General features: G+C 37.4%; 22 protein-coding genes, 2 pseudogenes and 1 riboswitch. Of the genes and pseudogenes, 11 read left to right on the top strand and 13 right to left on the bottom strand.

Translation table 11 applies throughout. The features are described 5' to 3' along the window. Window positions 1-180 precede the first annotated feature (180 nt). From BK583_RS04825 to BK583_RS04800, 6 genes are all read right to left on the bottom strand, one after another. A complete protein-coding gene (locus tag BK583_RS04825; RefSeq protein WP_055736521.1) occupies window positions 181-3,522 on the bottom strand; it encodes a DEAD/DEAH box helicase family protein in 3,342 nt (1,113 codons plus the stop codon). Between the two features lie 34 nt (window positions 3,523-3,556). Next, complete coding sequence (locus BK583_RS04820; protein ID WP_055736522.1) at window positions 3,557-4,732, bottom strand: restriction endonuclease subunit S; 1,176 nt, start codon at window positions 4,730-4,732, stop codon at window positions 3,557-3,559. A 12-nt stretch (window positions 4,733-4,744) separates the two neighbouring features. Further along, entirely contained in the window at window positions 4,745-6,232 is a 1,488-nt protein-coding gene (locus BK583_RS04815; RefSeq protein WP_055736523.1) for a type I restriction-modification system subunit M, read from the bottom strand. A gap of 119 nt (window positions 6,233-6,351) precedes the next feature. After that, window positions 6,352-8,283 (bottom strand): N-6 DNA methylase, encoded by a 1,932-nt coding sequence (locus tag BK583_RS04810; RefSeq protein WP_055736524.1) that lies wholly within the window; start codon window positions 8,281-8,283, stop codon window positions 6,352-6,354. Between the two features lie 68 nt (window positions 8,284-8,351). Further along, on the bottom strand, window positions 8,352-8,654 hold the full coding sequence (locus BK583_RS04805) for a DUF2325 domain-containing protein (RefSeq protein ID WP_055736525.1): 303 nt from the start codon (window positions 8,652-8,654) through the stop codon (window positions 8,352-8,354). A gap of 16 nt (window positions 8,655-8,670) precedes the next feature. Beyond that, window positions 8,671-9,129 (bottom strand): hypothetical protein, encoded by a 459-nt coding sequence (locus tag BK583_RS04800; protein WP_055736526.1) that lies wholly within the window; start codon window positions 9,127-9,129, stop codon window positions 8,671-8,673. 400 nt (window positions 9,130-9,529) lie between these two features. On the opposite strand from BK583_RS04800, the gene BK583_RS20630 reads away from it, so the two are divergent. The 9 genes and pseudogenes from BK583_RS20630 (at window position 9,530) to BK583_RS04770 (ending at window position 16,806) form a co-directional block, all read left to right on the top strand. Then, window positions 9,530-9,691: a hypothetical protein gene (locus tag BK583_RS20630; protein ID WP_160319293.1), complete on the top strand. Its 162-nt coding sequence runs from the start codon at window positions 9,530-9,532 to the stop codon at window positions 9,689-9,691. 61 nt (window positions 9,692-9,752) lie between these two features. Continuing rightward, window positions 9,753-9,908, top strand: coding sequence for a hypothetical protein (locus tag BK583_RS20625; RefSeq protein ID WP_160319294.1), 156 nt, complete (start codon window positions 9,753-9,755; stop codon window positions 9,906-9,908). A 20-nt stretch (window positions 9,909-9,928) separates the two neighbouring features. Further along, a pseudogene (locus tag BK583_RS21380) lies at window positions 9,929-10,286 on the top strand (recombinase family protein); the annotation flags it as partial. After that, window positions 10,287-11,282, top strand: coding sequence for a serine integrase family protein (locus BK583_RS04790; RefSeq protein WP_245804413.1), 996 nt, complete (start codon window positions 10,287-10,289; stop codon window positions 11,280-11,282). Beyond that, complete coding sequence (locus BK583_RS04785) at window positions 11,279-12,793, top strand: recombinase family protein (protein WP_055736529.1); 1,515 nt, start codon at window positions 11,279-11,281, stop codon at window positions 12,791-12,793. Before BK583_RS04790 ends, BK583_RS04785 begins: the two co-directional genes overlap by 4 nt. A 566-nt stretch (window positions 12,794-13,359) precedes the next feature. Further along, window positions 13,360-13,584, top strand: coding sequence for a helix-turn-helix domain-containing protein (locus BK583_RS04780; RefSeq protein WP_055736530.1), 225 nt, complete (start codon window positions 13,360-13,362; stop codon window positions 13,582-13,584). Window positions 13,585-13,662: 78 nt separating this feature from the next. Beyond that, a pseudogene (locus BK583_RS21145) lies at window positions 13,663-13,977 on the top strand (Arm DNA-binding domain-containing protein); the annotation flags it as partial. Then, window positions 13,963-14,811: a tyrosine-type recombinase/integrase gene (locus BK583_RS04775; RefSeq protein ID WP_236702407.1), complete on the top strand. Its 849-nt coding sequence runs from the start codon at window positions 13,963-13,965 to the stop codon at window positions 14,809-14,811. The pseudogene BK583_RS21145 and the gene BK583_RS04775, both read left to right, overlap by 15 nt. Before the next feature lie 783 nt (window positions 14,812-15,594). Continuing rightward, a complete protein-coding gene (locus BK583_RS04770) occupies window positions 15,595-16,806 on the top strand; it encodes a site-specific integrase (RefSeq protein WP_055736532.1) in 1,212 nt (403 codons plus the stop codon). 72 nt (window positions 16,807-16,878) lie between these two features. On the opposite strand, the gene groL is transcribed toward BK583_RS04770, so the two are convergent. Together groL and groES are read right to left on the bottom strand one after the other, a co-directional pair. Next, on the bottom strand, window positions 16,879-18,519 hold the full coding sequence (gene groL / locus BK583_RS04765; protein ID WP_055736533.1) for a chaperonin GroEL: 1,641 nt from the start codon (window positions 18,517-18,519) through the stop codon (window positions 16,879-16,881). A 51-nt stretch (window positions 18,520-18,570) separates the two neighbouring features. After that, window positions 18,571-18,855: a co-chaperone GroES gene (groES, locus tag BK583_RS04760; RefSeq protein ID WP_035395350.1), complete on the bottom strand. Its 285-nt coding sequence runs from the start codon at window positions 18,853-18,855 to the stop codon at window positions 18,571-18,573. Window positions 18,856-19,081: 226 nt separating this feature from the next. Here groES and BK583_RS04755 point away from each other — a divergent pair, with 226 nt between their 5' ends. Together BK583_RS04755 and BK583_RS20415 are read left to right on the top strand one after the other, a co-directional pair. Beyond that, on the top strand, window positions 19,082-19,996 hold the full coding sequence (locus BK583_RS04755; RefSeq protein WP_236702408.1) for a CPBP family intramembrane glutamic endopeptidase: 915 nt from the start codon (window positions 19,082-19,084) through the stop codon (window positions 19,994-19,996). After that, window positions 19,993-20,166 carry a DUF4305 domain-containing protein gene (locus tag BK583_RS20415; protein ID WP_124742477.1) on the top strand — a complete coding sequence of 58 codons (174 nt, stop codon included), beginning with the start codon at window positions 19,993-19,995 and terminating at the stop codon, window positions 20,164-20,166. Before BK583_RS04755 ends, BK583_RS20415 begins: the two co-directional genes overlap by 4 nt. Before the next feature lie 21 nt (window positions 20,167-20,187). On the opposite strand, the gene BK583_RS04750 is transcribed toward BK583_RS20415, so the two are convergent. From BK583_RS04750 to BK583_RS04730, 5 genes are all read right to left on the bottom strand, one after another. Beyond that, the gene (locus BK583_RS04750; RefSeq protein WP_055736534.1) at window positions 20,188-21,279 is read right to left on the bottom strand and encodes an iron-containing alcohol dehydrogenase family protein; all 1,092 of its coding nucleotides are present in this window, start codon (window positions 21,277-21,279) and stop codon (window positions 20,188-20,190) included. Further along, window positions 21,276-22,097 (bottom strand): MetQ/NlpA family ABC transporter substrate-binding protein, encoded by an 822-nt coding sequence (locus BK583_RS04745; protein WP_055736535.1) that lies wholly within the window; start codon window positions 22,095-22,097, stop codon window positions 21,276-21,278. Before BK583_RS04745 ends, BK583_RS04750 begins: the two co-directional genes overlap by 4 nt. Before the next feature lie 21 nt (window positions 22,098-22,118). Beyond that, entirely contained in the window at window positions 22,119-22,787 is a 669-nt protein-coding gene (locus tag BK583_RS04740) for a methionine ABC transporter permease (protein ID WP_038482971.1), read from the bottom strand. Further along, window positions 22,765-23,790: a methionine ABC transporter ATP-binding protein gene (locus BK583_RS04735; RefSeq protein ID WP_055736536.1), complete on the bottom strand. Its 1,026-nt coding sequence runs from the start codon at window positions 23,788-23,790 to the stop codon at window positions 22,765-22,767. Before BK583_RS04735 ends, BK583_RS04740 begins: the two co-directional genes overlap by 23 nt. Window positions 23,791-23,859: 69 nt before the next feature. After that, window positions 23,860-23,965: riboswitch (SAM riboswitch) on the bottom strand. An 81-nt stretch (window positions 23,966-24,046) separates the two neighbouring features. Further along, window positions 24,047-24,961, bottom strand: a complete 915-nt coding sequence (locus BK583_RS04730; protein WP_055736537.1) for a glycine betaine ABC transporter substrate-binding protein — start codon at window positions 24,959-24,961, stop codon at window positions 24,047-24,049. Between the last annotated feature and the right edge of the window lie 11 nt (window positions 24,962-24,972).

Raw genomic sequence — 24,972 nt, 5'->3', positions numbered from 1 at the left:
ACCTTTTCTGTTAAGCTTATTCATTTTTGGAGCATCATGTCCTTTTGCGTTTTTATCATATTTGAACTCAACTGCATCATAATCGCTATAGCAAAGGTCTAATGTTTTTTCCTCATCAGAATCTCTAGTAATCGCAATTATGACACTCTATCTTAAATCAGTAACTTAGGGGGTTACTACTCAAGAAATCCCCTCAGCATTTCGATTAATCATATCAATTATATCCAAAATCCCTTTGGCTTTTGGCAGTTGCTCTTTAAACACGACTGTTATTCCACCTAATGTTGTAAAAGGATCCTGTTGTAATGCTTGGCGCTCAAGAGTTCCGTTTTTCACTATATAATCAATAATTAACTCGACAAATTGAGTTTGTTGTAGATTTAAATTTTCTTCTGATAAGAATGTAGAGAATGCCTCAACAGCAGCTTTTCGGTCTAGTCCAACAATTTTCCGAACAAGTTTTGTTATTGGTGTATCACCAAAATCTTTTTCATACTGTTCTTTAGAGCCTAGTTCATTCCATAGAATCTGCTCTAAATACTCAACATCTTGTTTAGTTAATGGCTTATTATTACGAAGTTTATAGATTCCTAATGTGTCTTCATGTTGATGCTCTTTTAAATAGTGTTCGACCTTTTTACGATAGCTTTGAAGATCATTCACATTTAAAATCGACTCGTTTTCTCTTACTTCCATTACTTCATCTTTAAAATCAGTGTAATAAATTTTCTGTTGGGTACGCTCAATATAGCGAATTAAATCACGTAAGGCCTCACGTACTTTTTCTAAATCTGCTATCAAGGCTTCTTGCCAAAATTCACTGGTTCGCACTTCATTTATTACCTCTTTTTTGGCATCTACTGCTGGAATTGTCGCTAATTTAGAAAGTGCCTCTGCTGTATCAACAACTCGACGAATAGATTTAGTAGCATTGTTTGACTGCAATTGTGCCAATTCAATTGTTAACATTAATAAGTCAAAACGCTTGGCTAATTCATCATCATCAATTGGTGCTATTAACGGTGAAATATTTTCTTTTACTTCGTTTGTCTGAACAACAGATAATGCTTGCCAGTTGTCTGCATTTTGATACTTATGCACGTATTGCAAATATTGACGCACTCGGAAATTTTCATCGTTCAATGCACGTATATCAGCCAATATTTCTTTTATTAGCCCCTGACGGTATTCAGAATAGGACTGTACTTGATACTGAACATCTTGCAACTCACGAACAATATCCACCTTTGAGTTAAACAACTTTTCTGTAAGTGTTTGTGTGACTTTCGATTCTTCTCCTTTTTCATTAGCACGAAAGTACTCAAAGTTTCGTAAATAATCAAAAATCAAGAAATACTCTTTATCCATTCCCGGACCAAATAAATCCTCACATAAACGTGTACCGCGACCAACCATTTGCCAGAATTTCGTTTTAGAACGAACTTTTTTGAAGAAAACGAGATTCACAACTTCTGGTACATCAATTCCTGTATCCAGCATATCAACCGAAATCGAAATTTGTGGCATTTTATTTTTATCTGAAAAGTCATCAATCAACGTTTGGTAGTATTCCACACTGTAATCAATAACTTCTGCAAAGCTGCCACCGTATTCAGGGAATTTCAAATCGAAACGCTCTTTAATGGCTAGGGCGTGCTTATGATTTTTCGCAAAGATAATTGTCTTTCCTAGTTTATCGCCTCCTTCTACTTTGATGCCGTGTTCCATAACATCTTGCAAAACGTGATCGATTGTATTTTTATTAAAGACAAATTGATTTATCGCAGCACTGTCGATATCTTTTACCTGTGGCTCATCTTCAAAAATTTCATCAAATTCTTCTTGCTCTTCTTTTGATAAATCATCATAGCGAATCCCATCATCTAAAATCTTCAATATTGTCTCACGTGTGCGATAATCAACTAAATACTCGTCTTCTACTGCTTTTGACAGCTCATAGGCAAAAGTAGGTACGCCGTTTTCTAAATCAAAAATCGTATACGTGTTTTTATCCAGTTCATCCTTTGGTGTTGCGGTTAACCCAACAAGCATCCCATCAAAATAGTCAAAAATGCTTTTATACTTTTGATAAATCGAACGGTGGGATTCATCGATAATGATTAAATCGAAATGACCCACCGTAAATAAACGGTTGCCATCTTTACTTTTTACTTCATCAATCGCGTTCATCATAGTTGGATAGGTTGAAAAGATCATCCGCACATCTTCTGGATTTGACTTTTTCTCCAGCATGTTACTTAGCGATAAGTTCGGCAATAATGTGTTGAAGTTGCGGAATGCTTGTTTCACAAGTGATTTGCGATCTGCCAAGAAAAGTACATTTTTAATCCAATGATGTCCGGTTAATACGTCCACTAATGAAATCGCAGTACGTGTTTTACCACTTCCTGTCGCCATGACAAGTAATGCTTTACGCGCGTTATGACTGAATGCGTCACACACCGCTAATATCGCTTCTTTTTGATAGTAACGGTTTGTTATATCATCATTGATTTCAATATTAACCAATGGTTTCTTTAGCCGGCGGCGATCTATTATAAGTTGCAATTCATCTTGTGTATAAAATCCAGATGTACGTCGAGCAGAATAATCATCGTGCCAAATATGCGTTTCAAAGCCATTTGTATAATAGACGACTGGACGTATTTGTTGGGCTTGTTCAATGCAATCTGCATACAGCTTAGATTGCTGACGTCCAGCTTTCGCATCTCTTGATGTGCGTTTTGCTTCGACAACTGCTAACACTTTACCGTTTGTTCCAAGTAACACATAGTCAACAAAGCCTTCCCTCGTGTTATTTGGCATTCCTTGCACTGGATATTCCTCAAGCACATTTTTACCGATTTCCCAACCTGCTAATTTCAAGTCTAAATCAATATAGCGTTTCCGTGTTTCAAACTCTGATATTTCATCGACTTGGAACTGATACTCTTCCTGTTGCATAACTCGGTTCGCTGTTAACTGCTTACGAAGTTCTTCATTTTGTTTACGCAACTCTTCTAGACCCTGGTCTTTTGCACTTAGCTTTTCATATAAATCGTGAAGTTCTTCCGGCCGTTCACGCTTATACTCCGATGTATAAAGAAGAGATTCATTAAATTCTGGTGCTGTATATTCCTCTGCATAACAATAATCAATCCACGAAATAAATTGGTGTAAATTGTGTAATGATAGAACCGCTTCGTCTCGTGTAATTACAACATTTGTATGCACAGCTGCATTTCCTAGCTTTACAATATATTTCAACATCGGCAACAATTCTTCATCAATAATGGCTAGGAAATGTCGATCATGAATCAAGCTTGATAAATTATCTTGATATGGGATCTTAACATCTTGGTCAAACTGATAAACCCATTTCACCGCTAACTCCAGCGCGCGGCGAGATAGTATCGCACACGTCGCTGGACTAACTTGCATTGCTTTCTCTGCTTCAATACAAGCATTTGCAAAACTACTAAACGTTTGCTTCTCCTGCAAAAACCCGAAATTTGACATCATATCAACTCCTTTGCCAGATAGATTCACTCAACTCTTATTGTTGAAATAGTTCACCTTTGAAAGCTTTTTGAAGTAGGGAATTATACAGAACATTCACCTCTTCTTGTGAACTTATTAAATTCTGTTTCATTTGCTGGATTTGTATAAATTTCTTACTAAACAATTTTTGTTTTTCAATTGAGGGTAAATTGATTTCTACTCCTTTAAATTTTTGCATTGAAATATTTAACATAGATCCACTAGTACCAGTCGCATTTTTAGAAAATTTATTTCGGACTTTCTTAGTGTTTATAGCTGTATGAAAATATTCCGATGTAATTATTTCTTTACGCAGATTAATTTTCCAGAGTTTATCAGGTAAAATTAAATCTCTATAATCTTTGGGAACAATAGCTGAGGCTCCAACTAGCTCTCTTGTATTTGCTCGACTGAATAAGATATCGCCCTTTTGAGGATAAACCGCCTTTTTTATTTCTATATTTGGATTTAAAACTTTATATTCCTTGTCATTAAAGTATCCTTTTGTTACAGCACTTATCTTTAATACTGCTATTTCTTTTTCCTTTTTTGCACGTTCTTCTCCTGAAACACTCCAACCAGCCTCAATCGAATCTACAACTTGCTCTATACTCACTTTGGAAGAATCTTTATTATCTTGAAACATCTCTATAAAAACACTTTGAGTTAATTCATCTAATGATGAAATTTGAGATTGACGTTTAATAATTATTTTTCCAACGTGGTCGAACAACTCTACTAACTTCAATTGCATTACAAAACTAGGAACTGGGATAACAATTTCTTTTAAATATTTAAAATGTCGATTATACCCTGTGTTAGGAATCTTAATAAAGGATAAGTAATAGTAAATGTATTTTGTTGATACTTTTTCAGGCATCTTATTTTCTAATACTTTTACTCCGTCTGCTCCAATATGGAAACTATCGAGATCTATATATTTCAACACTCTAGTGTGATCACCAAATATTATCTTTTCCCCTTCAATTGGTTTTTCTAAATTTGAATATCCAGCAATCAACTCTTTTCCCTGATCAATGACAGGATATAGACCGACTTCCTCATAATTTGAACTAGGAATCTTTGTACCTGTTCTTGTCACATCTTTAAGTAATTCATCGAAGTGTATTAAAGCCCACTGATTTGATAAATTGAGAAGACTATTAGCATTTTGATACTTACTAAATTGCAATTTAATCTCTCCCTATTCAAGCATCTTTTTTAAATCTTTTAAGCCTAATTGAATTTGCTCTTCAATATCTTGTAATTGATTTATAATTTCTGAAGGTTCCCTATACTCAACTTCCTCATATTCACTCTCTTTATACTTATTAATCGATAAGTCATATCCTTGCTCGCGGATTTCATCAACTGTTACAAAGAATGATTTTTCTGTCCGTTTGCGTTCTGCTTCCCCTTGTAAAGTACCGAAACGAGCGATAATCTCCGGAATATCATTTTCATCGATTGGCGTACGATGATCGTTTAAAGAGAATCCGTCCGCTTTCATATCATAAAACCATACGTTATCTGTGCCACCTGTGCCTGTCTTAGTGAAAATGATGATCCCAGTCGATACCCCGGCATATGGTTTAAATACTCCACTCGGCATGGAGATAATAGCCTCTAACTTATTGTTATCAATAATTGCTTTCCGAATTGCTTTATGAGCATTCGAGCTACCGAATAAGACACCGTCTGGTACGATAACTGCCGCTCGTCCACCCGGTTTTAGGATACGTAAGAACAAGGATAAGAACAGCAACTCTGTCTTCTTTGTTTTAGCGATCTTTAATATATCATTCGATACAGATTCATAATCAAGTGAGCCTTTAAACGGTGGATTGGCTAACACTAATGTATATTTCTCCGCCTCTTTATTGTCCTCAGATAAAGAATCACGATATTCGATGTTTGGTGCATCTACTCCGTGAAGCATCATATTCATTGCGCCAATACGCAGCATCGTTGTATCCATATCATTTCCATAGAACATTTTTTGGTGAAAGTGTTCTTTTAAGCCTTCGACAAGGAATAAGTCGCTGTGGTTTTTACGTAAGTATTCACTTGCTGATACTAAGAAACCCGCCGATCCCATTGCTGGATCAATAATTGTATCTTCCGGTGTTGGTTTCATCAATTCTACAATCATATTGATAATGTGGCGTGGTGTACGGAACTGACCATTTGTTCCTGACGTTTGTAACTTTGATAGTAAATACTCGTAGATGTCTCCTTGTGTATCACGATCTTCCATTAGAATACTATCAAGTGCTGTAACAACCTTTTGCAGTGTTGCTGGTTTATTAATCATGAACGCAGCATCTTTCATGTATTTAGAGAACGCAGAATCTTCTTTTCCGCCTAATGTTTTAATAAATGGGAAGATGGTCGTAATAATCACTTGATGCATCTCTTCAGCAGGAAGTTGTTTAAATTGAGTCCACCGCATTTTTGGCCAATGCTCTTTTTGTATATCTGTAAAATCAGCTGGCATTTCAGAAAAAAACCCTGCATGTTTTAAGCCTAAAAAAGCTGCATCCTTTTCTTTACGCAATTCGCTTTCATCTAATCCTTTAATGAACAGCAAATAAGTTAATTGCTCAATATTTGTTAATGGATTTGTATTCCCCTCTGTCCAAAGCGTTGTCCAAATCCCGTCAATTTTATTTTTAATTTCACCTGTAATCATGCTTAAACCCCCAGATAATTTCCATATCCATTATACCTTTTAATGATTATTTATAAAGCCCCACTAATTGGGAGAGAGTCAGCTCATATACCTAATAGATGAGCTGACTTAGACACAATTTAATCTAATCCCTCAATCACATTTCCAATTCCCATTTTCGTATATGCATTTACTTTACCTTGTTTTAAGATTTCCTGAGCTTGCTGGAGTAACTGATAGTATTTTTGTTCAGCATCTTTAACAGTCTCGACTATTTCCTGTTGCTCTTTTATTGCGATATCCGGGAACTCAATATCCTCAATATCACTTGTTGTTAAAGCTTTAACTGTACCACCTTTTTGCATTCCCTCTATGAGAGCGATACCTACTGGGCTTTCGAGGAAAGCCTTAATATATTCAGGTATATAGGATTGGTTCATGATTCTAATTCTTATAAACATATTTGACAGAACAAGTGATTCATCAAGTTCGGGGACTATTGCTACTTTAAATGCTGTTCCGCGGCTTGCAATAATAATATCACCGCTTTGAACCATGTAGCGCTCCGCATTTTGAACAGGAATTTCTTGAATATGATCCAAGTTAATGGTGCTATTCTCAACATCCTTTAATTGAATAATCTTGTATCCTGTTTTCCCTTCCGTTACCTTGCTTTTGGGTGGCAAGTTTACTCCACGGGATAACTGAGCTATCTCTTTCAATGCTCTTTTATTTTCAACCTTGCTATCGTATAAGGCTTTATTAAATACTACATTTCCAAACTCAGATTCGACTGTATGGCTTGTAAAGTACTGATTAGGATTTAGGTTGTAATCGTTCTGTCTTATTTCTTGAAAGTCAGCAATCTTAGCATCTTCAGTGTCTTCTGTGAATAGTTCATACCGTGAAACAATTGCCTCAATATGCTTCTGTTCTAAGAAATTTTGAGATCGTCCCGTACTTGTATATTGGTCCTCGGCATTAATAAAGAGAACTTTTTGTTTCCTAACCGCCAACTTGTTTTTATTTAACACCAGCAAAATGGTTTGAACAGCAGTCGCAGGTAAGATTTTATTCGGCAATAATACAACAGTTTCAATGATATCTGCGTTTACAATATACTCTCTAAAGGCCTTTTCAGCATATGAACTTCTTGTCAGTACTCCAGCTGGAATAACTAATGTTGCTTTTCCATGTTCATTCAAAGATGCAACTGCGTGTTGCAAAAATGCTAAATCTCCGTGTATTTTACTTGTTTTGCCCATTCTTCCACTAAAACGACCATATGGGTCATAATCCATATACTCCAAATTATTTATTTTCAAGCCAAATGGCGGATTCATTACAATGTAATCAAATTTCTTCAAGTCACTTCCGTTATTAGTAAACGCAGGTGAAAATAATGTATCACCTTTAGCAATAATGAATCTCGATAAGTCAATGCCATTAACGATTGCATTCATATATGCAATCGCGACACTTGAATCCATAATCTCCTGACCGTACATAAAAATGTGATTACCAAACTTATTAGCCTCAATTAACGAACTAGCTATTCCTGCTGCACCGTCGTAAACTTCTCCGTTGGTAGGTTTGAGAATTTTAACCATTAATTGATTTAAACCTTGTGGCGTAATAACCGATTGGTATTTATCCTTCAAGAAAAAACTTTCCATTAAAGATTTAAAATATAGTCCTGTCAGTTTAAAATCTTGGAACTCATTTAAAGTTAAAGAGTAATTGTCAATAATCATTAAGCAGTGATATAGAATATGGTCACCTGTTTGGGCTAATGGAAAAGTATTTAAAATGTGAAGATCCGCTTTGTTTTCATTAGCAATTTGGTAAAATAAATCATCAATTTGTTTTCCAATTCCATAATTTGATAAACTGATTCTTTCCCAAGTTGTATCTGCTGGAATTTTTAATGAGTGTTTTTCATTTGTTAAAAGGAATTTTGCTGTAAAAATTTTACTAGCTACCTCATGATATTGATAAGATTGCCATTCACCTCTTAAACGATCACTTATTTCCATGCTAGCTTTACTTGCCTTTATCTCGATATTCTCCACAGTAACCACTCCTAAAAATGAATTTATATTATCAGAAAAAGGTATTTAAAGTTCCTTTTATTTTAGTTTTAATAAAAAGCCACATTATCGTGGACAGCTTGTACTACACCAGATATTCCTTTACTTCGCTGATAGACCACTTTAATACCTAAATCAGTGGCAACTTCTTTAACTGCATACATGGTTCCGTGAGATACAGCAGATAGTATTAATATAACACAATCTACATCCTTTAATAAATTCCCAAAGTAATTTTTAACACCTGTTCGTTTCATTCTCCCATCATGGTATTTAACTTCACAATCAAATGCTTTAAATTTTTTATTATATCCCTTTTGATTATCACCGCCGATGATAGCAATTTTCTTCATACTAATCACTCCATTTTTAAATTTCTAAGTCTTTTAGTACGCTCAAATAAGAAGTTATCTGTCGTTGCTTGCTCTTTAATAAATCAGCCAGCAATTTTATATCGTCTGGTGTTACTTTTGCCATTCTACTAATATTTTGTGTTCGTCTATTTCCGTTTCTGTTTTGATTGCTTTGGAGGATCGACTCAAGTTTTCTTAATTTACCTCTAGGTGTAACCCTGTAATTACTTAATCCCATAACAGATAATAGAGAATTAAATTTTTCAGCTTTCTTTTCATGGTTAATGAATTTTACAAAAGGTGCATGAAGTTCTCTCGGATCGACCTCTACAGATTCAACAACAAAACCAATTTCAAGCAGTACTTCTTTAAGACATTCTAAATTCCTTTTTTGATCCAGCACAATTAGATTACGTTGGTTAATTGTCCTAGTATTAACTCCGATATTTCTTTCCACTATAGTTTTATTGTTCATAATATTACCTCCAATAAAGTATTCTAAATTCCTTTTTCTAAAATAAATTAATCTCTGTAAGATATTTATATCATAATCAAAGATTCTTGTAAAGAGAATTATAAATTCTTTTTTAGTTATCTTAGATTCTTTTTATTAGGAAGGACCCATTTAGAGTGAAAATCTTAATATCTAAAAAAAATCTCTCCAAAGGTCTTAAAATGCTTACAAACCGAAGCTATATTGTATTCCGTAAATGGCCATTTGCATGAGTAATAAACAGAAAGGAGGACTTCCACGGTGGAGGACAAGGAAACCAAACCGAAAAAGGACTGGATGCAATCATATCTAGAGCATTGCGAAACGCTTGGGATCTCTAAAACTATCATAAAATTGTTTATCCATATGCAGGAACAAAAGTATGAACAAGATCATAAAGAAGCTGCAAGTACCTGGATATGAAACAAAAGTGACTATCGTGCCTCGTAAGAATACATCAGCAAAAGTTGAAAAGGTTCCTGATGGCATTCAATTATCACTTGATATAGAGATGGAATCAACTAAGCAAGGTCAAGAAAAGTAACGTATATATCATTCCCCTCCCGTCAATGATGATTAGCAAACACTAGATAGGAGGGAACCATATGACCGAGGAATTTCGAGTCGTTAAAGTCAGTTACTCAGAGGAACTATCATTGGACTCAGAGCTATGGTTCAAACGTTTTATTGAGAAGGCACTGTTGGACCATATCACAAAAGATGATTACAGACTTCGGGCTTTACTGATAAGTAAAAAATAAAATTCTGAAAGGACCATACCATGAATGAAAAAAATTTAACTGTCAAATATGGCCGTGTTAGCTCAGCTGCACAAAGTCTTGTGCTACAGCTTTCTGCGGCTAAAAGATACCTTGAAGCACAGGGCCTAACTGGAAATGAGGACTTTGTGATTGAATTATGTGATCATGACGTTTCAGCAACAAAGCTGAAAATGAAAGAAAGACCAAAGCTGATGGAATTAATCGGTCATTGCGTATAAGCGGGATCGCTTCGCTAGAAACTTTTATGAGTTTGTGGATATCACAAGGATTTTTATTAAATATAACGTGGAAGTTGTTTATACAGCGAGTAACGAACCTCCCTTTCGCAACAAGTTAGCGCTAGAGGCGTTTTATGGAATGTTCGGGCAGATGGAAGGCGAAAATATTCGAACTCGTACCAAAGATGCTCGAAAGCAATATCCATCAAGCATCTTTGGCTATAAGCGTATGAAAGACGAGAAACAAGTGTATTTTGTCGTGAATGAGGACAAGCGAGATTCTATTGTTTCACTCTTTAACGAATTTAGTAAGGTGAAAGACGAAGAACAATTTTTTGATTTTTTAATGGCTCGCCGTAAGGGGTTAAATCAACCTGAGAAACTCCTCCGAATTTTAAGCAATCCGTTTTATGCTGCCCATTACGAATCGAAAAATAGTTATCAACCAATGGCTCATGTACGACCTATGATCAGCCTGGAACTTTATCTGGCAGTCAAAACTCAAATAGATGCATTTCTAGCTTCTTATAAAGAAAAGCTTAATGAAGTTAGCAATCTTTTCATCATCACACCATTGTGTGGGAAATGCGGAAATGAAATGAAGCATCGTAAACAAAACGCTCTTGATGAAGGATACTTCGTTTGCAGCAACCGCCATAAAAGACTAATGATTACATCCGTGGAATTAAATGCTTCAGTTAAACAGACGATTCTTGTTCATGTTCAGTCTATTTCTGCCCAGTCAGCCAATAAGATAATGTCCAAACATATTACTACTGCAAAGAAACGGTTGGAAAATGAAAAGGATATTGTCAAATCCGAATATCTTGATACTTCACTTGCGCTATGCATACTTGACCCAAATAGTAAATCAACCATTTCGAAATACTTGGATCGTATTCAAATGGTAAAGGATAAATTCAATAAGTTAGGGCAGGATTTAGCCGCTTTACAACTTTTGAGTAATGAGGTTATGAGTATCGATAAGATTTTGTCTCAGCAATATCTTAGTTTCTCGCAGCAAGATATTCAACGATTTATGGAATTGCTTGTTCATGAAGTTCTTGTTCATGAAACTTGTATAAGTATTGACTTATTTCTTTCAGCATTTGCAATGGAACTGGATGCATCATGAGGAAAATCAAATCATCTTCTTATTTACGTTATTCAGACAAAAAACAAGATGGCAATCATTCTTTAGAAATTCAGCAAAGCCAAATTCAACTCTTGGCTGAAAGAGAAAATCTAGAGATTATAGCATGGCGTGCAGACAAAGCCACGAGCGCATTTCACAATAATGCCGGAAAACGTCACGGTATGCAGTTGATTCTTGAGGATATTGAAAATGGTGCTGAAGCTGTCTGTTCCTATGAAGAATCCAGAATTACCCGCAGTATCACTGACTTTTATAATGACGTCTATGTCCCTGTTAAGCAGCAGTATCCTTATGTGAAGTTCTTTAGTACTCAGTATGATGGCGAGTGGAATCCAAACGATCCCATTGTACAGGCGAAACTCGTTTTTGCTGCAGAGGAATCTGAAATAAAATCCATCAGGGCAAAAGATGCTCAAGTTAGTCTACTAGGTAAAAATCAACGGCCCGGCTCTCGTGTGCCTGTTGGCTACGACATGATTGATGGTGTCTTATATCCAAATGAAGATGCCCCAATTGTAGAATTAATCTTTTATCTTGCTAGTTTAGGACATTCTCAGGATGTAATAGCGGAGTATCTAAATAAATGCAAGACAACAACTAGGTTGATTAAAAATTGGAATAGCAGCACCATCGGTTACGTTTTATCCAACAGAGCTTACTCTGGTCATTTGGCTTGGAATGTTAGAACGAGCTATGAAATCAGTAAGCCGAAGTCTGAAGCGAATATTGATTTATTCAAACATTCTCATGACCCGATTGTCAGTCCGACCCTCGCTCATTTGGTAAAACAAATCAGCGAATTGAAAGCTCAGTACGGAACAATGAGTACACCATATTATCTTCGCTCAATTGTAAAATGCAAGAAATGCAATTCCTCTCTTCAAGCGAAAGATAATTCTCCAAAAGGTAAACGAGGTCAATATATGGTTTATCGTTGTGCGGAATGCAAGAAAGCTGTCTCAATCATTCCTATTCACGAAACAGTATTAAATGATTTACAACGTAAGTGGATGACACAGCTTTCAACCTTTGCAACAATTGCTAAAGAGCAACTCCTGAGCTGGTCTTCCAAGCTTCAAAAGGCAAAAGACAAGCTAAAGGGACTTCTAGAAAAATCGCTCTATAATGAGAAAATGCTTGCTTCAGATATAGCAACCAACACACTGTTGGCTGAAGCTTTTACAGTTTCGCAAAAGCATTTGCAAGGTGAAATTGCTTATATCAACGCAACGCTAGATGAAATCAGTCGGTTACTGGAAGATGACTTTCTTGCTGTATTTATGAAAGAAATGATTCAGAAAAGCTTTTATGACTTTGCAGATACAGAGTTGCGCGTCTTCTTCCTTATGTACTTTGATGAAGTCATCATTGATTTTGAAAAGAATAACTATACCCAGATCAGCTATCGTCTCTCTCCTTTTGTTTCATTAGAAGCGACCACTGGTCAGCTAACCGAAAAAATTGGTAAAAGAGAGAATTTGACTGGGTAAGAAACCGAAATTCTTTTCAATAAAAAATTCAAATGTCATCGTTTGTAGTTCCCTACTCTCAAAAACCCTTGATACCAACGCTTTTTGGGAGTAGCCTTTCGGTTTACTGACCATCGAAGAATACTTCGATGGTTAAAAAATCGAACGTTATATTTACTTTATGGTCAAAAAACCGAAACTTTAAACTGAATAAATCATATTTTTTTAAGAAAAAGTCTTCGAATATCAAAATGAGAAGATACAATGTATCTCGGGTAGGGAATATGAGTTTTATTGTGCTATATAGCAAGGATTGTTCTCAGCATCAGAGAGTTGAAACCCAAGAATAAAAATAGGCAAGATAAATATATCGTAATCCAACAAAAAGCGAATCCCGCAGAGATTACTTAGCCGCTTAAACAGTAGTCGACTCTCGACTCTGTAATTCTGCGGGATTTTTATTTAAAGGAAGGTTGAATTGATATTTGGATTATCACTTTTATTTTTGAATGTGAGTAAAAAAAGTTAATATTTTAGAATTTAGCCAGCGACTCAAGAAAACAAATTTTTATTGGGGGTTAATTAAAGTGGATAACACACAAAAATATACAAATTGGGATTTACTACCCGATACTTTGACAGCACTTCATATTTCGCACTTTCTTGGGATTTCCAGACGAAGAGTTTATGAATTATTTCAAATCCAAGTACAACAAGGTGGTATTCCTAATTTTCAAATTGGGGCATCGAAGAGAGTGGATAAGGCAGATTTTAAGCAGTGGATTACACAGAGAAAAGAGGAAACAAAGTAAACTTTGAATTAGAAAGGTCATTTCACAAAAAGAGGCTGCAAGTGTGATTCGAATAATTGTACTTGTGACAAAAAATGGGCATTTGTTATAGACATAGGAAAGAATCCGAAAACAGGAAAAAGACATCAAGAGACTAAGGGCGGTTTTAAGACAAAACAAGAAGCTGAAGCAGCAGCATCGGCTCTAATTACTGAAGTAAACCAAGGTACGTTCGTTAAAGAATCAGATATTCTATTCAAGGATTTTGCGAACAACTGGTTACCCCTTTACATTGAAAGAAATGGTCCCAAGCCTGGCACTATACGTTTAAGACAGTATGGTATCAATAAATTGTCGGCCTACTTTGCTCATTTAAAACTTAAAAACATTACAGAAGAAATGTATCAAGCAGCATTGAATGATTTAAAAGATCAAAAACTTGCTAGAAGCACAATTGAAGGTATTCATACTACTGGAAAACTGCTTTTTAAAATGACTGTGAATAAGAAAATGCTTAAAATAGATCCAACAGTAAATGCTTATATAAAAAAAGACAAGCAAAGCATTATTGATTCAGATGAAGAAGAACTCCCGAAATACTTTGAAAAAGAAGACCTTGCACTGTTCTTGGATACAGTCAGTGAAAAGGGGTTATATATGGATGACCTCATCTTCACTACGTTATCCTACACAGGTATGCGTGTAGGTGAAATAGTCGCACTCAAGTGGAAAGATGTAGATTTCGATAAACATACTATCCATATCACAAAAACGTACTATAATCCTAAAAACAATACCACTAAATATCAATTAGTTCCGCCCAAAACAAGAAAATCTCGGCGTAAAATCATGGTAGATGAATTGGTCATTGAAGCATTTAAGAAACATAAGGAGGAACAAGAAAAGATTATTACTCATTTGGGGAACTTCTACTCTGACAATGGATTTATTTTAGCTAATGTTAATCGGCATCCCGGTTACCCTATCTTAATTAAGGTTGTTGAAAGTAGAATGGCTAGGTTACTAAAGCTTGGTAAGTTAAATCCGAAACTTACCCCACACTCTCTGCGCCATACTCATACATCGCTTCTTGCCGAAGCCAAAGTCGGTATAGATGAGATTATGGATAGATTAGGTCATATTGATGATGAAGTGACTAGAAAAGTATATCTCCATGTAACTACTAAAATGAAGAAGGATGCTTCTGACAAATTTAGCAACTTAATGCGAGGCTTTAAAAAGTATTAACGCTGAAAGCAAAATGTTCGCATTTTGCTTTCATGCTACATAGAATTTCACACGTTTCTATCCCTAATAAGTATCTTGTCTCTGTTAAATGATTCTGTTTAATATATAGTTTTAAAAAACCATTTAGTGATTTCTGATCACTAACTAACGTATATTTATTTCTTTAACAAAGACTTGTTATAATATAAGGGAAAATAGATTGCTAAAGGTGGTGTCAACTGTGGTAAAGAGCAGGAATCCTAAAGAAAGAAAAATTCGCTTGGGTTGATAAATGGGCGAAAATGACAGGCGAACGGGCAAGAATTGATGCAAAGGTGAACGACACATATATAATTTACAATACCAAAAATGGATGGGTTAAAGAGTTTCCAAATGGCCAAATCGTTCCACTGGAAAATGAAGATGAAAATCAATGACCTATAAATTAAATGATGTATGTAATGTAGACAATGAAGTGGAAATTAAAAATATTATTTAACAAGCCTTTTATAAAAACATTCTACGTGGTCTTAAATATTATTAACGTTGAAACAGAAGAATGTTGGCATTTTCGCTTCACCTACATAGCATTATTATAGGCTCTTATCCCTCATAAATATCGTAAGCCTCTTTAAAAATCCCCTTCCCACAACCTAAGCGAATAATCCCTTTAAGAAATTTAAGTCCCAAGACACAGAATTTATTTTCTTGCTTCCTCTTGTCCTAACGAATTGTTCATTTTAAAAATGGTCATAATAAAAATTTAGTAACAAAATATTTAGGAAAGCGAGGACATTCAATGAAATGAAAGGACATTTTTACAGACGCGGCTGTACTTGCAAAAAGAAAAGTTGCACCTGTGGTTCCAAATGGGCTTTTGTCATTGATATCGGGATTGATCCAGTAACCGGAAAGCGAAAGCAAAAGACCAAAAGTGGTTTTCCAACCAAGAAGGAGGCAGAAGTAGCTGCAGCCGCTCTGATTCATGAACTAGAGCAAGGAATCTACATCGAAGAATCCTGTCAGACCTTTAGTGATTTTGCGAAAGAGTGGCTTCCTATCTACAGTAAAGCAAAAGATGTAAAACCCGGCACCATTCGTGTCCGCCTTCATGAAATCGGGAAATTGCTCCCTTACTTCGGTCAGTTAAAGTTAAAGGATATTACCCCTAAACGATATCAAGAAGCCTTAAATGATCTAAAGGACCGAGGATATTCGGACAGCACAAGAGAAGGGATTCATCGGACTGGCAGGATGATTTTCCGGAAGGCGTTAGAATATGAACTCATCAAAAAAGACCCAACGGAATTTGCTTATCTCAAAAAAGATAAGAAGACCATCGAACAGCTGGAGGAAGAAGAACTTCCAAAGTATCTGGAAAAAGAAGAACTTGCCCTTTTTTTAAAAACAGCCAAGGAACATGGTTTGGAACACGATTACTTGGTGTATCTGGTTCTTTCGTATACAGGAATTCGAGTGGGTGAATTGGTGGCGCTCAAGTGGAAGGATGTCGATTTCATAAACCACACAATCAGCATCACGAAAACGTATTACAATCCAAGCAACAACGCGCTTAAATATCAACTGGGTACTCCTAAGACAAGAAAATCACGAAGGAAAATCATTGTTGATGAAGGTGTCATCGATGCTTTTAAGGAGCATAAAAAGGTTCAAGATGAGGCAATCAAGCGATTAGGAGATGCTTACTATAACCAAGATTTTATTTTCGCCAAAATGCAAAGACAATACGGCTATCCAATCGTGATTAAGAACGTTCGGGATCGAATGAAAAGGCTGCTTGCTATCGCTGGTTTAAATGAAGATTTAACACCGCATAGTCTAAGGCACACACATACCTCACTTCTTGCCGAAGCTCGTGTATCGCTCGAACAAATCATGGATCGTCTCGGTCATACCGATGACCAGATTACGAAAAATGTATATCTCCACGTAACCCAAGAAATGAAAAAAGAAGCCTCCCAAAAGTTCAGTGAACTTATGAGAAGCCTCGATTAAAATCCTCAATGTTAGCATTACACTCTCATCTTACTCATAAACCCTATTAAATCAAGGTTTCAGGGGGATGATTTACATCATGCCGCCCATACCACCCATTCCGCCCATGCCGCCCATATCAGGCATGCCGCCGCCTTCGTTTTCCTCAGGCTTATCAGCGATTACAGCTTCTGTCGTTAAGAACATAGCTGATACGCTAGCTGCATTTTGCAAAGCAGAACGTGTTACTTTAACCGGATCAAGAATACCTGTTTCCACCATGTTTACATACTCGCCTGTTGCTGCGTTGTAACCAACACCTACCGCTTCAGACTTTAATTTTTCAACAATGATAGATCCTTCAAGACCAGCGTTGTGTGCAATTTGACGAACTGGCTCTTCTAATGCACGTAAAACGATATTCACACCAGTTGCTTCGTCTCCAGCTGCTTCAACCGCTTGAACTGCTTTAATCACGTTAATAAGAGCCGTACCACCACCAGCAACAATACCTTCTTCTACTGCTGCACGTGTAGAGTTCAACGCATCTTCAATACGTAGTTTACGCTCTTTCATTTCTGTTTCTGTTGCAGCTCCTACTTTAAGAACTGCTACACCGCCAGATAATTTAGCTAGGCGCTCTTGTAACTTTTCTTTGTCAAAATCAGAAGTTGTTTCTTCTACTTGACCTTTTAGCTGACCAACTCGAGCAGCGATTTGTTCTGGGTTTCCAGCACCTTCAACAATTGTTGTATTTTCTTTCGTTACAACAACTTTGTTGGCACGACCTAGAGAATCAATTGTTGCTGATTTAAGATCAAGTCCTAAATCTTCCGTAATGACTTCTCCACCCGTTAGAATCGCAATATCTTCAAGCATCGCTTTACGACGATCACCGAATCCAGGAGCTTTAACAGCTACTGCATTAAATGTGCCACGTAATTTGTTCACAACAAGTGTTGCTAACGCTTCACCTTCAACATCTTCAGCGATGATAAGGATCGGACGACTTTGCTGAACAACTTGCTCAAGAACTGGAAGTACTTCTTGAATGTTCGAGATTTTCTTATCTGTAATAAGAATATAAGGGTTATCAAGAACCGCTTCCATCTTATCTGAATCAGATACCATGTATGGTGATGCATAGCCACGATCGAACTGCATACCTTCTACTACTTCAAGCTCTGTAGAGAAACCTTTTGATTCTTCAATAGTAATAACGCCGTCGTTTCCTACACGCTCCATTGCTTCTGCAATGATTTGGCCTACTTCTTCGTCAGCTGAAGAAATCGCTGCTACTTGCGCAATTGACTCTTTGCTTTCAATTGGCTTTGAAATGCTAGCTAGCTCTTTTACTGCTGCTGCTGTTGCTTTTTCAATACCTTTACGAATGCCCATTGGGTTCGCACCGGATGTAACATTTTTAAGACCTTCACGAATCATGGCTTGAGCAAGAACTGTAGCAGTTGTCGTACCATCACCAGCAATATCGTTTGTTTTGCTTGCTACTTCTGCAACAAGTTTCGCACCCATATTTTCAAATGCATCTTCAAGCTCAATTTCTTTTGCAATCGTTACACCGTCATTTGTAATCAGTGGTGAACCGAATTTTTTTTCTAATACAACGTTACGACCCTTTGGTCCAAGCGTTACTTTTACAGCGTTCGCTAATGTATCTACACCTTTTAGCATTGAGCGACGTGCTTCTTCACTGAACTTAATATCTTTAGCCATTGTATCTGCCTCCTGTATGTTGGTTCGTATTTATTCGTTCTTTATTAGCTTTTAGCCAATGATTGCTAGAACATCGCTTTCGCGAAGAATAAGATAGTCCGTACCTTCATACTTTACTTCTGTACCTGCATATTTTGAGAAGATGATGGAATCGCCTTCTTTTACTTCAAGCGCTACTTTTTCACCGTTTTCTGTTACACGACCTGTACCTACAGCTACGACCTTGCCTTCTTGCGGCTTTTCTTGTGCAGAGTCAGGTAGTACAATCCCACTCGCTGTTTTTTCCTCTGATTGGATTTGCTCAATAATGATGCGATCTCCTAATGGTTTTAACAAGGAAAACACCCTCCTTTGAAGACGTATGTAGTGATTATTATTAGCACTCGTTTATGATGAGTGCTAACACATTTCCTATGATAATCATTCTGCTCGCGTTTTGCAAGAGGTAAGCCTGACTTTTTTTTGGACAGTTTCTTTAAAAAGAGTCTGTAAAGGAAAACGAATGCATAATATGGTATGATGAGTGGGAATTTAGACTGATCACGTGTAAAGGAGTTCGCTTGTGAATAAGATCTATTATAGTTTTGGAATATTGTTTTTCGTTATTATGCAAATTGCTGTAGCGTTTACGCTTGTCGTTGTCTTTCAAGGTGTTTTTACTATGAATAGCGGACTAACCATTCTTCTAGCTCTTCCATTGACCATTGCCATTGCGTTTCTAACGTCACGTATGGTTATTCGAAATACAGTAACGATGCGATATGCACTCGTTGTACTTGCCTATATTGTGATGCAAACCGGACTTGCTTTGGTTGCTTCAACACTACTTGCATCGATTTTCAACGTCACAAATCAAGCTCTTTTAATCGGTCTATCGTCCATACTCTCATTTACTGTCGGTCTTGTTGTCATTCTGCTGATTTTGCGTCGAGATGAACAGCTAGATGGTGGGTTAAGAGGACCAAAAATGAAAACAGGCGAAACCGTTGCTTGGTCCATTATTGGTATTTTTCTAGTATTCGGGACACAAATCGTTGCTGGTTTAATTCAGTCTCTGTTATTTGGCATTGATCAAGGCTCTGAGAATACAGCGGATTTAGTCGCGATTGCACAAGAATTTTTACCGTTCATTGTTGTTATTGCTGTTATCGGCCCGATCATAGAAGAACTGGTTTTCAGAAAAGCGATATTTGGCTGGCTATATCGCCGTACAAACTTTTTCGTTGCAGGGTTAATTAGTTCTCTTATTTTCGCTGTCATTCATTTTGATTTTGAACATATTCTCATTTACGGAGCAATGGGCTTTGCCTTCGCCTTCCTTTATGTGAAGACAAAACGAATCATTGTTCCAATTATCGCCCACATTGCGTTAAATTCATTTGTCGTTGTTGTTCAAGTACTCTTCATTGATCAAATTAATGAGTTTATGGACACGGCTACTTTCATCTTTACTAGGATTGGAATGATATTATTATGAGGTTCTATGGTTTCTTCTACATTCTACTTGCCTTTCTTTTTGTCTATTTAACGTATATTCAAGTAGAAGCAAATGGGTGGGGGATCTTCCCAGTGATACTGGCTTTTGTAGCGGCAGTCGATTTCTATCTTGGCTGGCAAGCACTTAGACGTCCTACCAAAGATAAATAACATGTAAAAACCGACCGGTTTCTAAACCGGTCGGTTTTTATTTATTTCTTCAATTTGATCGATTGCTTTTCGTACGTCACCCGCATTCATGACGCCTGGCATAACATGAATGGACTCTCCTTCCATCGTCGCTCTTTTACATACCGCGTTTAAATCAGCAGAACCTACGTTAATACCTAAATCGACTAACGATGTAGGTAACTCCACTTTGTAATAAAAAGGTATTAACTGTTCGATTTCGTTCCATTTTTTTTCTAAAGCAAGTTGGACAAGAATGCCATAAGCTACTTTATTTCCGTGTAGTACGTCGTGTGTTTCCTTTATTGCTGTTAAGCCATTATGGATAGAATGGGCGCCTGCAATACGTCCGTATTTGTCTCCAAACCCTCCGACCATGCCACCTAGCATAATGATTGCTTCCACTACTTTACAAAAAGCGCTTGATCCTTTTTTGTCTGCTAACGACTTTATGCTTTCTTCACTTTTTTCAAGTAATACAGACTGACAAAGCTGTGCAGCATAATACGAGATATCGAGTGCTGCACGCTTATCTGTAATGGCACGAAGCTGAACGTCTGCCTCGTACCATTTTGCGAGCGTATCCCCTATTCCAGCAAGAAAAAAAGCTCTTGGTGTTGTAAGCAATACATGTGGGTCTACTAAGAGCAGACTTGCATTCTGTTCATACACATCAAAGTGAGTGTAAACCCCCTCCTCATTATAGATAACTGAAATAGGTGTCCACGGTGCACAATTAGAAGCAAGGGTTGGAATGAGTAGATAAGGCTGAGAAAGGAGATGCGCTGCTCCTTTTACAGTATCCAATAACGTTCCTCCACCAACTCCAATAAGTGCATCAAAGTTTCCGTCCAACGCTCTATCAGCTAATCGTTTCATCTCCGTTACTGTACATTGACCAGCGTAAGCCTCGTATGTTGCTTCAACTTCTTTCAATTCTGGCCAAAATGAGGCAATGGCTTGCCAAGAAGCATGACCATGAACGACAAGCACTCGCTTATACTTTCGTGCTAGTAGCCTTTCTTCTAACTCAGATAAGGCGCCTTCTGCAAAAACATATTCCTGTGGTGCACCACGAACGATGAGCGAGCTCACTGTTCCATCCAGTCTGGCTTTCCAAACCCTTCAAACTCTTCATCAATAACAGCTTCAAATTCCTCAGATTCAATAACCGCTTGAATATCTTGAGCAAGCTGTCCGTCTACGTCTTCAGAACGAACCGCAACCACATTTCGATATTGGTCAGCCATATTTTCCAACTCTAATGCCGTTGTTAAATCCAATCCTGCAGAAAGAGCAAAATTCCCTGGTACAGCAGTAAGTGGCTTTTGTCCTACTTCTCTTGGAAGCTGTGCCGCTTCGAGTTCAACAAATTGAAGATTATGTTTGTTTTCATCAACGTCTTGGATGGAAACCGTTAACGGGTCGATTTCGTCTTTGAATGTGATTAAGCCAGCATCTTCAAGCATTAAAAAGGCTCTTGCTCCATTGGTCGGATCATTAGGTATCGCTACTTCGATGCCCTCTTCAATGTCGTCTAACGTTTGATACGCTTCTGAATAAATCCCCATTGGGGCAGTCGGTACCGTTAGTAAGCTAGCTAAATCCAGATCATTGTTTTCCGCAAAAGCATCTAGATAGACTTGGTGCTGAAATAAATTGGCATCATCAGTGCCATTGGCAAGCTCACGATTAGGAATAATATAATCCTGGTACTCATTGATCGTGACAGAATATCCTTTTTCTTCAAGACCAGGAACAATCGCTTTTGTAAGCATATCGCTATACGGTCCTGCTGTGGCACCAAAACTTATCTCTTGACTATCCTCTCCTGCATTACTGTCACCACATGCACTTAATGTTACTAATGCTCCAAGTGTAGCTACACTCCATACCCAATTGGTTTTCTTCATTTGTCTCTCTCCTTTAGTTATCTACTTTCTTTTATCAGTCGTTTTTGCAATAGAGTCTCCAAGTAGTTGCAATACTTGAACAAACGCAATTAAAATCACAACCGTTGAAATCATAATGGTATTGTCGTATCGATAATGACCATAACGGATTGCTAAGTCACCAACACCGCCTCCACCAATCACACCAGCCATTGCTGAATAAGCAACAAGACTAATGACCGTTAAGGTTAATCCTTGAATCATTGAAGCTCTGCCTTCTAAAAACAACACATCTTTAATAATCATCCAGGGTGTGGCACCTGTTGCAACAGCCGCTTCAATCATCCCTTTATCAATCTCTCGCATCGAACTCTCCACGATTCGAGCAAAGAATGGGATGGCTGCTACTGATAGTGAAACACTTGCCGCAACAGGACCAGTTGTCGTTCCAACAATAAGATTCGTAAAAGGATATAACGCAACGAGTAAGATAATAAATGGTATCGATCGTATAATATTAACAAAGACACCTAATACGCTTTGCACCAGACGATTCTCCCAAAACAAGCCTCGGTCGGTAGCAAACAACACAACACCTAATGGGAAGCCAATCACAATGGCTACAGCGGTAGAGATACTAATCATCAACAAGGTTTCAAGAAAGGCACTCCACATTGTAGGCAACATCTCAATTAAGTGGGGAATGTCCATCACGAATCACCTCCACTTCAGCAGAACGTTTTTCAATATAAGTCATTGCTTGTTTAACTGCTCCCGCTTCTCCTTTTAGCTCAAGAATAAAAATACCTAATGGTTTGCCATCAATGTATTCAATTGCACCATGTAGGAAGTTTCCGTTTAATGAAAACTGCTGTAGCATATCAGAAATAATACCTTCTCCAGCAATCTCACCTTTAAACACCACTTTAGCAATCGTTCCCGAAAACTGTGCAAGGGTTCGCTCTGGAACGTTAAACGACACAACATTATCAATAAATTCTTTTGTTAATTCTTCTTTTGGTTCGGCAAATAGATCATATACCTTACCTTGCTCCACAATTTTGCCATCTTGCATAATAGCCATCTTATGACAGATTTCTTTCACAACGTTCATTTCATGAGTAATAAGGACAATGGTTAAACCTAACTCCTTATTCAGCGATTGAAGTAACTGCAAGATGGATTTCGTCGTTGTCGGGTCAAGTGCAGAAGTGGCTTCATCACATAACAGAACACGTGGGTTATTTGCAAGTGCTCTCGCTATACCAACACGTTGCTTTTGTCCCCCGCTTAGCTGAGCAGGGTATGCGTCTCGCTTATCGGAAAGGCCAACACGTTTGAGCAGTTCATCAACCCTTGTTGGGACAGCACTCTGTTCCACTCCTGCAGCTTTCAGGGCAAATGCGATATTTCCATATACAGTCTTCTGATTAATCAAATAAAAATGTTGAAAAATCATTCCAATTTTTAAACGAGCTTCCCGTAGTTTACTTGAATTTAGTTTCGTTAAATCGATACCGTCGACTTTAATAGTTCCGCTCGTTGGACGTTCTAGTAAATTTATACAGCGTAGCAGCGAACTTTTTCCTGCACCTGAATATCCAACAATACCAAATATCTCTCCTTTTTCGACTCTAAACGACACATCCTCCACACCGATAACCGTTCTTTTTTTGCTCTTATATACCTTTGTTAACTCACGCGCTTCAATCATCCACTCACTCCCAAATAAAAATGCTTCTTTCATGATGAAAGAAGCATCGAAAAACCGGTCTATTTTTTCGACTTATCTTCCAGAATAGAATGATTCTGTAGGATTTGGCACCTTCCAAAAAGTGGAGGTTGCTGGACGTCAACGGGCCTATTCCCTCAGTCGCTCTTGATAAGTGTAACGATTTAGTTGTCTTTGTATACTACCGTGTTGCGACTCTTTTGTCAAAACAAAATCTTACCATTTATTGAAAATCACTTTACCTCTCTTCTTCAATTAATCCCTCTTCAATGAGAAAGTCATAGGCAACGATGGCCACACTTTGCCTTTCAATATCAACTTGATAATTCAAGGCTCGCATTCTTTCACTATCCAGAATGTCAGCTAAAGGCTGCAACAGTTGTTCAATTTCTGGATTGTCTTCAAATACATCTAAACGAATTTGTACAGCTGCATTATAAGGAGCAAAAAAGGTGTGATCGTCTTCTAAAATTATTTGGTCATAATCGTCAATTCTTGCATCTGTTTCGTATCCCATTGCTACTTCTAATTCTTCATTGTATAAGGCTTCGTACAATAGCCCAGCATCCATATATTCAATATTCCCATTTCCAAAATCAAATTCATACGTCTCTTGAAGACCAGGAAGACCATCTGCCCGGTTGGCAAACGCGGCATCGGTCCCCATCCGAATCTCACCTGGATTGTCCTTTACATACTGAGCTAAATCGGATAACGACTGAATCTCTAGCTCTTCTGCCTGTGCACGATTCATGATGAGTGCATACGTATTGTTCACATTCGAAATATTCATCCAGTGAAGTCCATTTTCTCTGTCTACTTCTTGAAGTGTTTCGTATGCTTCCTCAGGGTCTGTGATTGGCTCCATATTTAAATACGTTGCAATGGCTGTTCCTGTATACTCCCAAGACACATCTACTTGACCATTTTCTAAAGCAGAGCGAAGCACATTACTTCCTAGATTCTCTACTTGTCGAACTTGATATCCTGCATCTTCGAGAATAAAATACGTCATTTCTGATAGAAGATATTGCTCTGTGAACGATTTAGCACCTATTGTGATACTGTCCCCGAAGCCTAAGTAGCTACAGCCGCTTAAGGATATGCCTAAGAGGACAACTGAACCACCTATATAACGTCGTAACTTGTTCATCTTTTTCCCCC

It is taken from the genome of Shouchella oshimensis (assembly GCF_002019765.1).
Lineage (GTDB): Bacteria > Bacillota > Bacilli > Bacillales > Bacillaceae_D > Shouchella > Shouchella oshimensis.
The sequence above is the reverse complement of the archived record's forward strand: the minus strand, read 5'-3'. Positions and strand labels throughout refer to the sequence as shown.

What these genes read in the sequence shown, in the direction of transcription:
- BK583_RS04825 (WP_055736521.1), bottom strand. Translation starts at nt 3,522, where the DNA reads ATGATGTCAAATTTCGGGTTTTTGCAGGAGAAGCAAACGTTTAGTAGT.
- BK583_RS04815 (WP_055736523.1), bottom strand. Translation starts at nt 6,232, where the DNA reads ATGATTACAGGTGAAATTAAAAATAAAATTGACGGGATTTGGACAACG.
- BK583_RS04805 (WP_055736525.1), bottom strand. Translation starts at nt 8,654, where the DNA reads ATGAAGAAAATTGCTATCATCGGCGGTGATAATCAAAAGGGATATAAT.
- BK583_RS04800 (WP_055736526.1), bottom strand. Translation starts at nt 9,129, where the DNA reads ATGAACAATAAAACTATAGTGGAAAGAAATATCGGAGTTAATACTAGG.
- BK583_RS20630 (WP_160319293.1), top strand. Translation starts at nt 9,530, where the DNA reads ATGAACAAGATCATAAAGAAGCTGCAAGTACCTGGATATGAAACAAAA.
- BK583_RS20625 (WP_160319294.1), top strand. Translation starts at nt 9,753, where the DNA reads ATGACCGAGGAATTTCGAGTCGTTAAAGTCAGTTACTCAGAGGAACTA.
- BK583_RS04790 (WP_245804413.1), top strand. Translation starts at nt 10,287, where the DNA reads ATGTTCGGGCAGATGGAAGGCGAAAATATTCGAACTCGTACCAAAGAT.
- BK583_RS04785 (WP_055736529.1), top strand. Translation starts at nt 11,279, where the DNA reads ATGAGGAAAATCAAATCATCTTCTTATTTACGTTATTCAGACAAAAAA.
- BK583_RS04775 (WP_236702407.1), top strand. Translation starts at nt 13,963, where the DNA reads ATGTATCAAGCAGCATTGAATGATTTAAAAGATCAAAAACTTGCTAGA.
- BK583_RS04770 (WP_055736532.1), top strand. Translation starts at nt 15,595, where the DNA reads ATGAAAGGACATTTTTACAGACGCGGCTGTACTTGCAAAAAGAAAAGT.
- groL (WP_055736533.1), bottom strand. Translation starts at nt 18,519, where the DNA reads ATGGCTAAAGATATTAAGTTCAGTGAAGAAGCACGTCGCTCAATGCTA.
- BK583_RS20415 (WP_124742477.1), top strand. Translation starts at nt 19,993, where the DNA reads ATGAGGTTCTATGGTTTCTTCTACATTCTACTTGCCTTTCTTTTTGTC.
- BK583_RS04745 (WP_055736535.1), bottom strand. Translation starts at nt 22,097, where the DNA reads ATGAAGAAAACCAATTGGGTATGGAGTGTAGCTACACTTGGAGCATTA.
- BK583_RS04740 (WP_038482971.1), bottom strand. Translation starts at nt 22,787, where the DNA reads ATGGACATTCCCCACTTAATTGAGATGTTGCCTACAATGTGGAGTGCC.
- BK583_RS04735 (WP_055736536.1), bottom strand. Translation starts at nt 23,790, where the DNA reads ATGATTGAAGCGCGTGAGTTAACAAAGGTATATAAGAGCAAAAAAAGA.
- BK583_RS04730 (WP_055736537.1), bottom strand. Translation starts at nt 24,961, where the DNA reads ATGAACAAGTTACGACGTTATATAGGTGGTTCAGTTGTCCTCTTAGGC.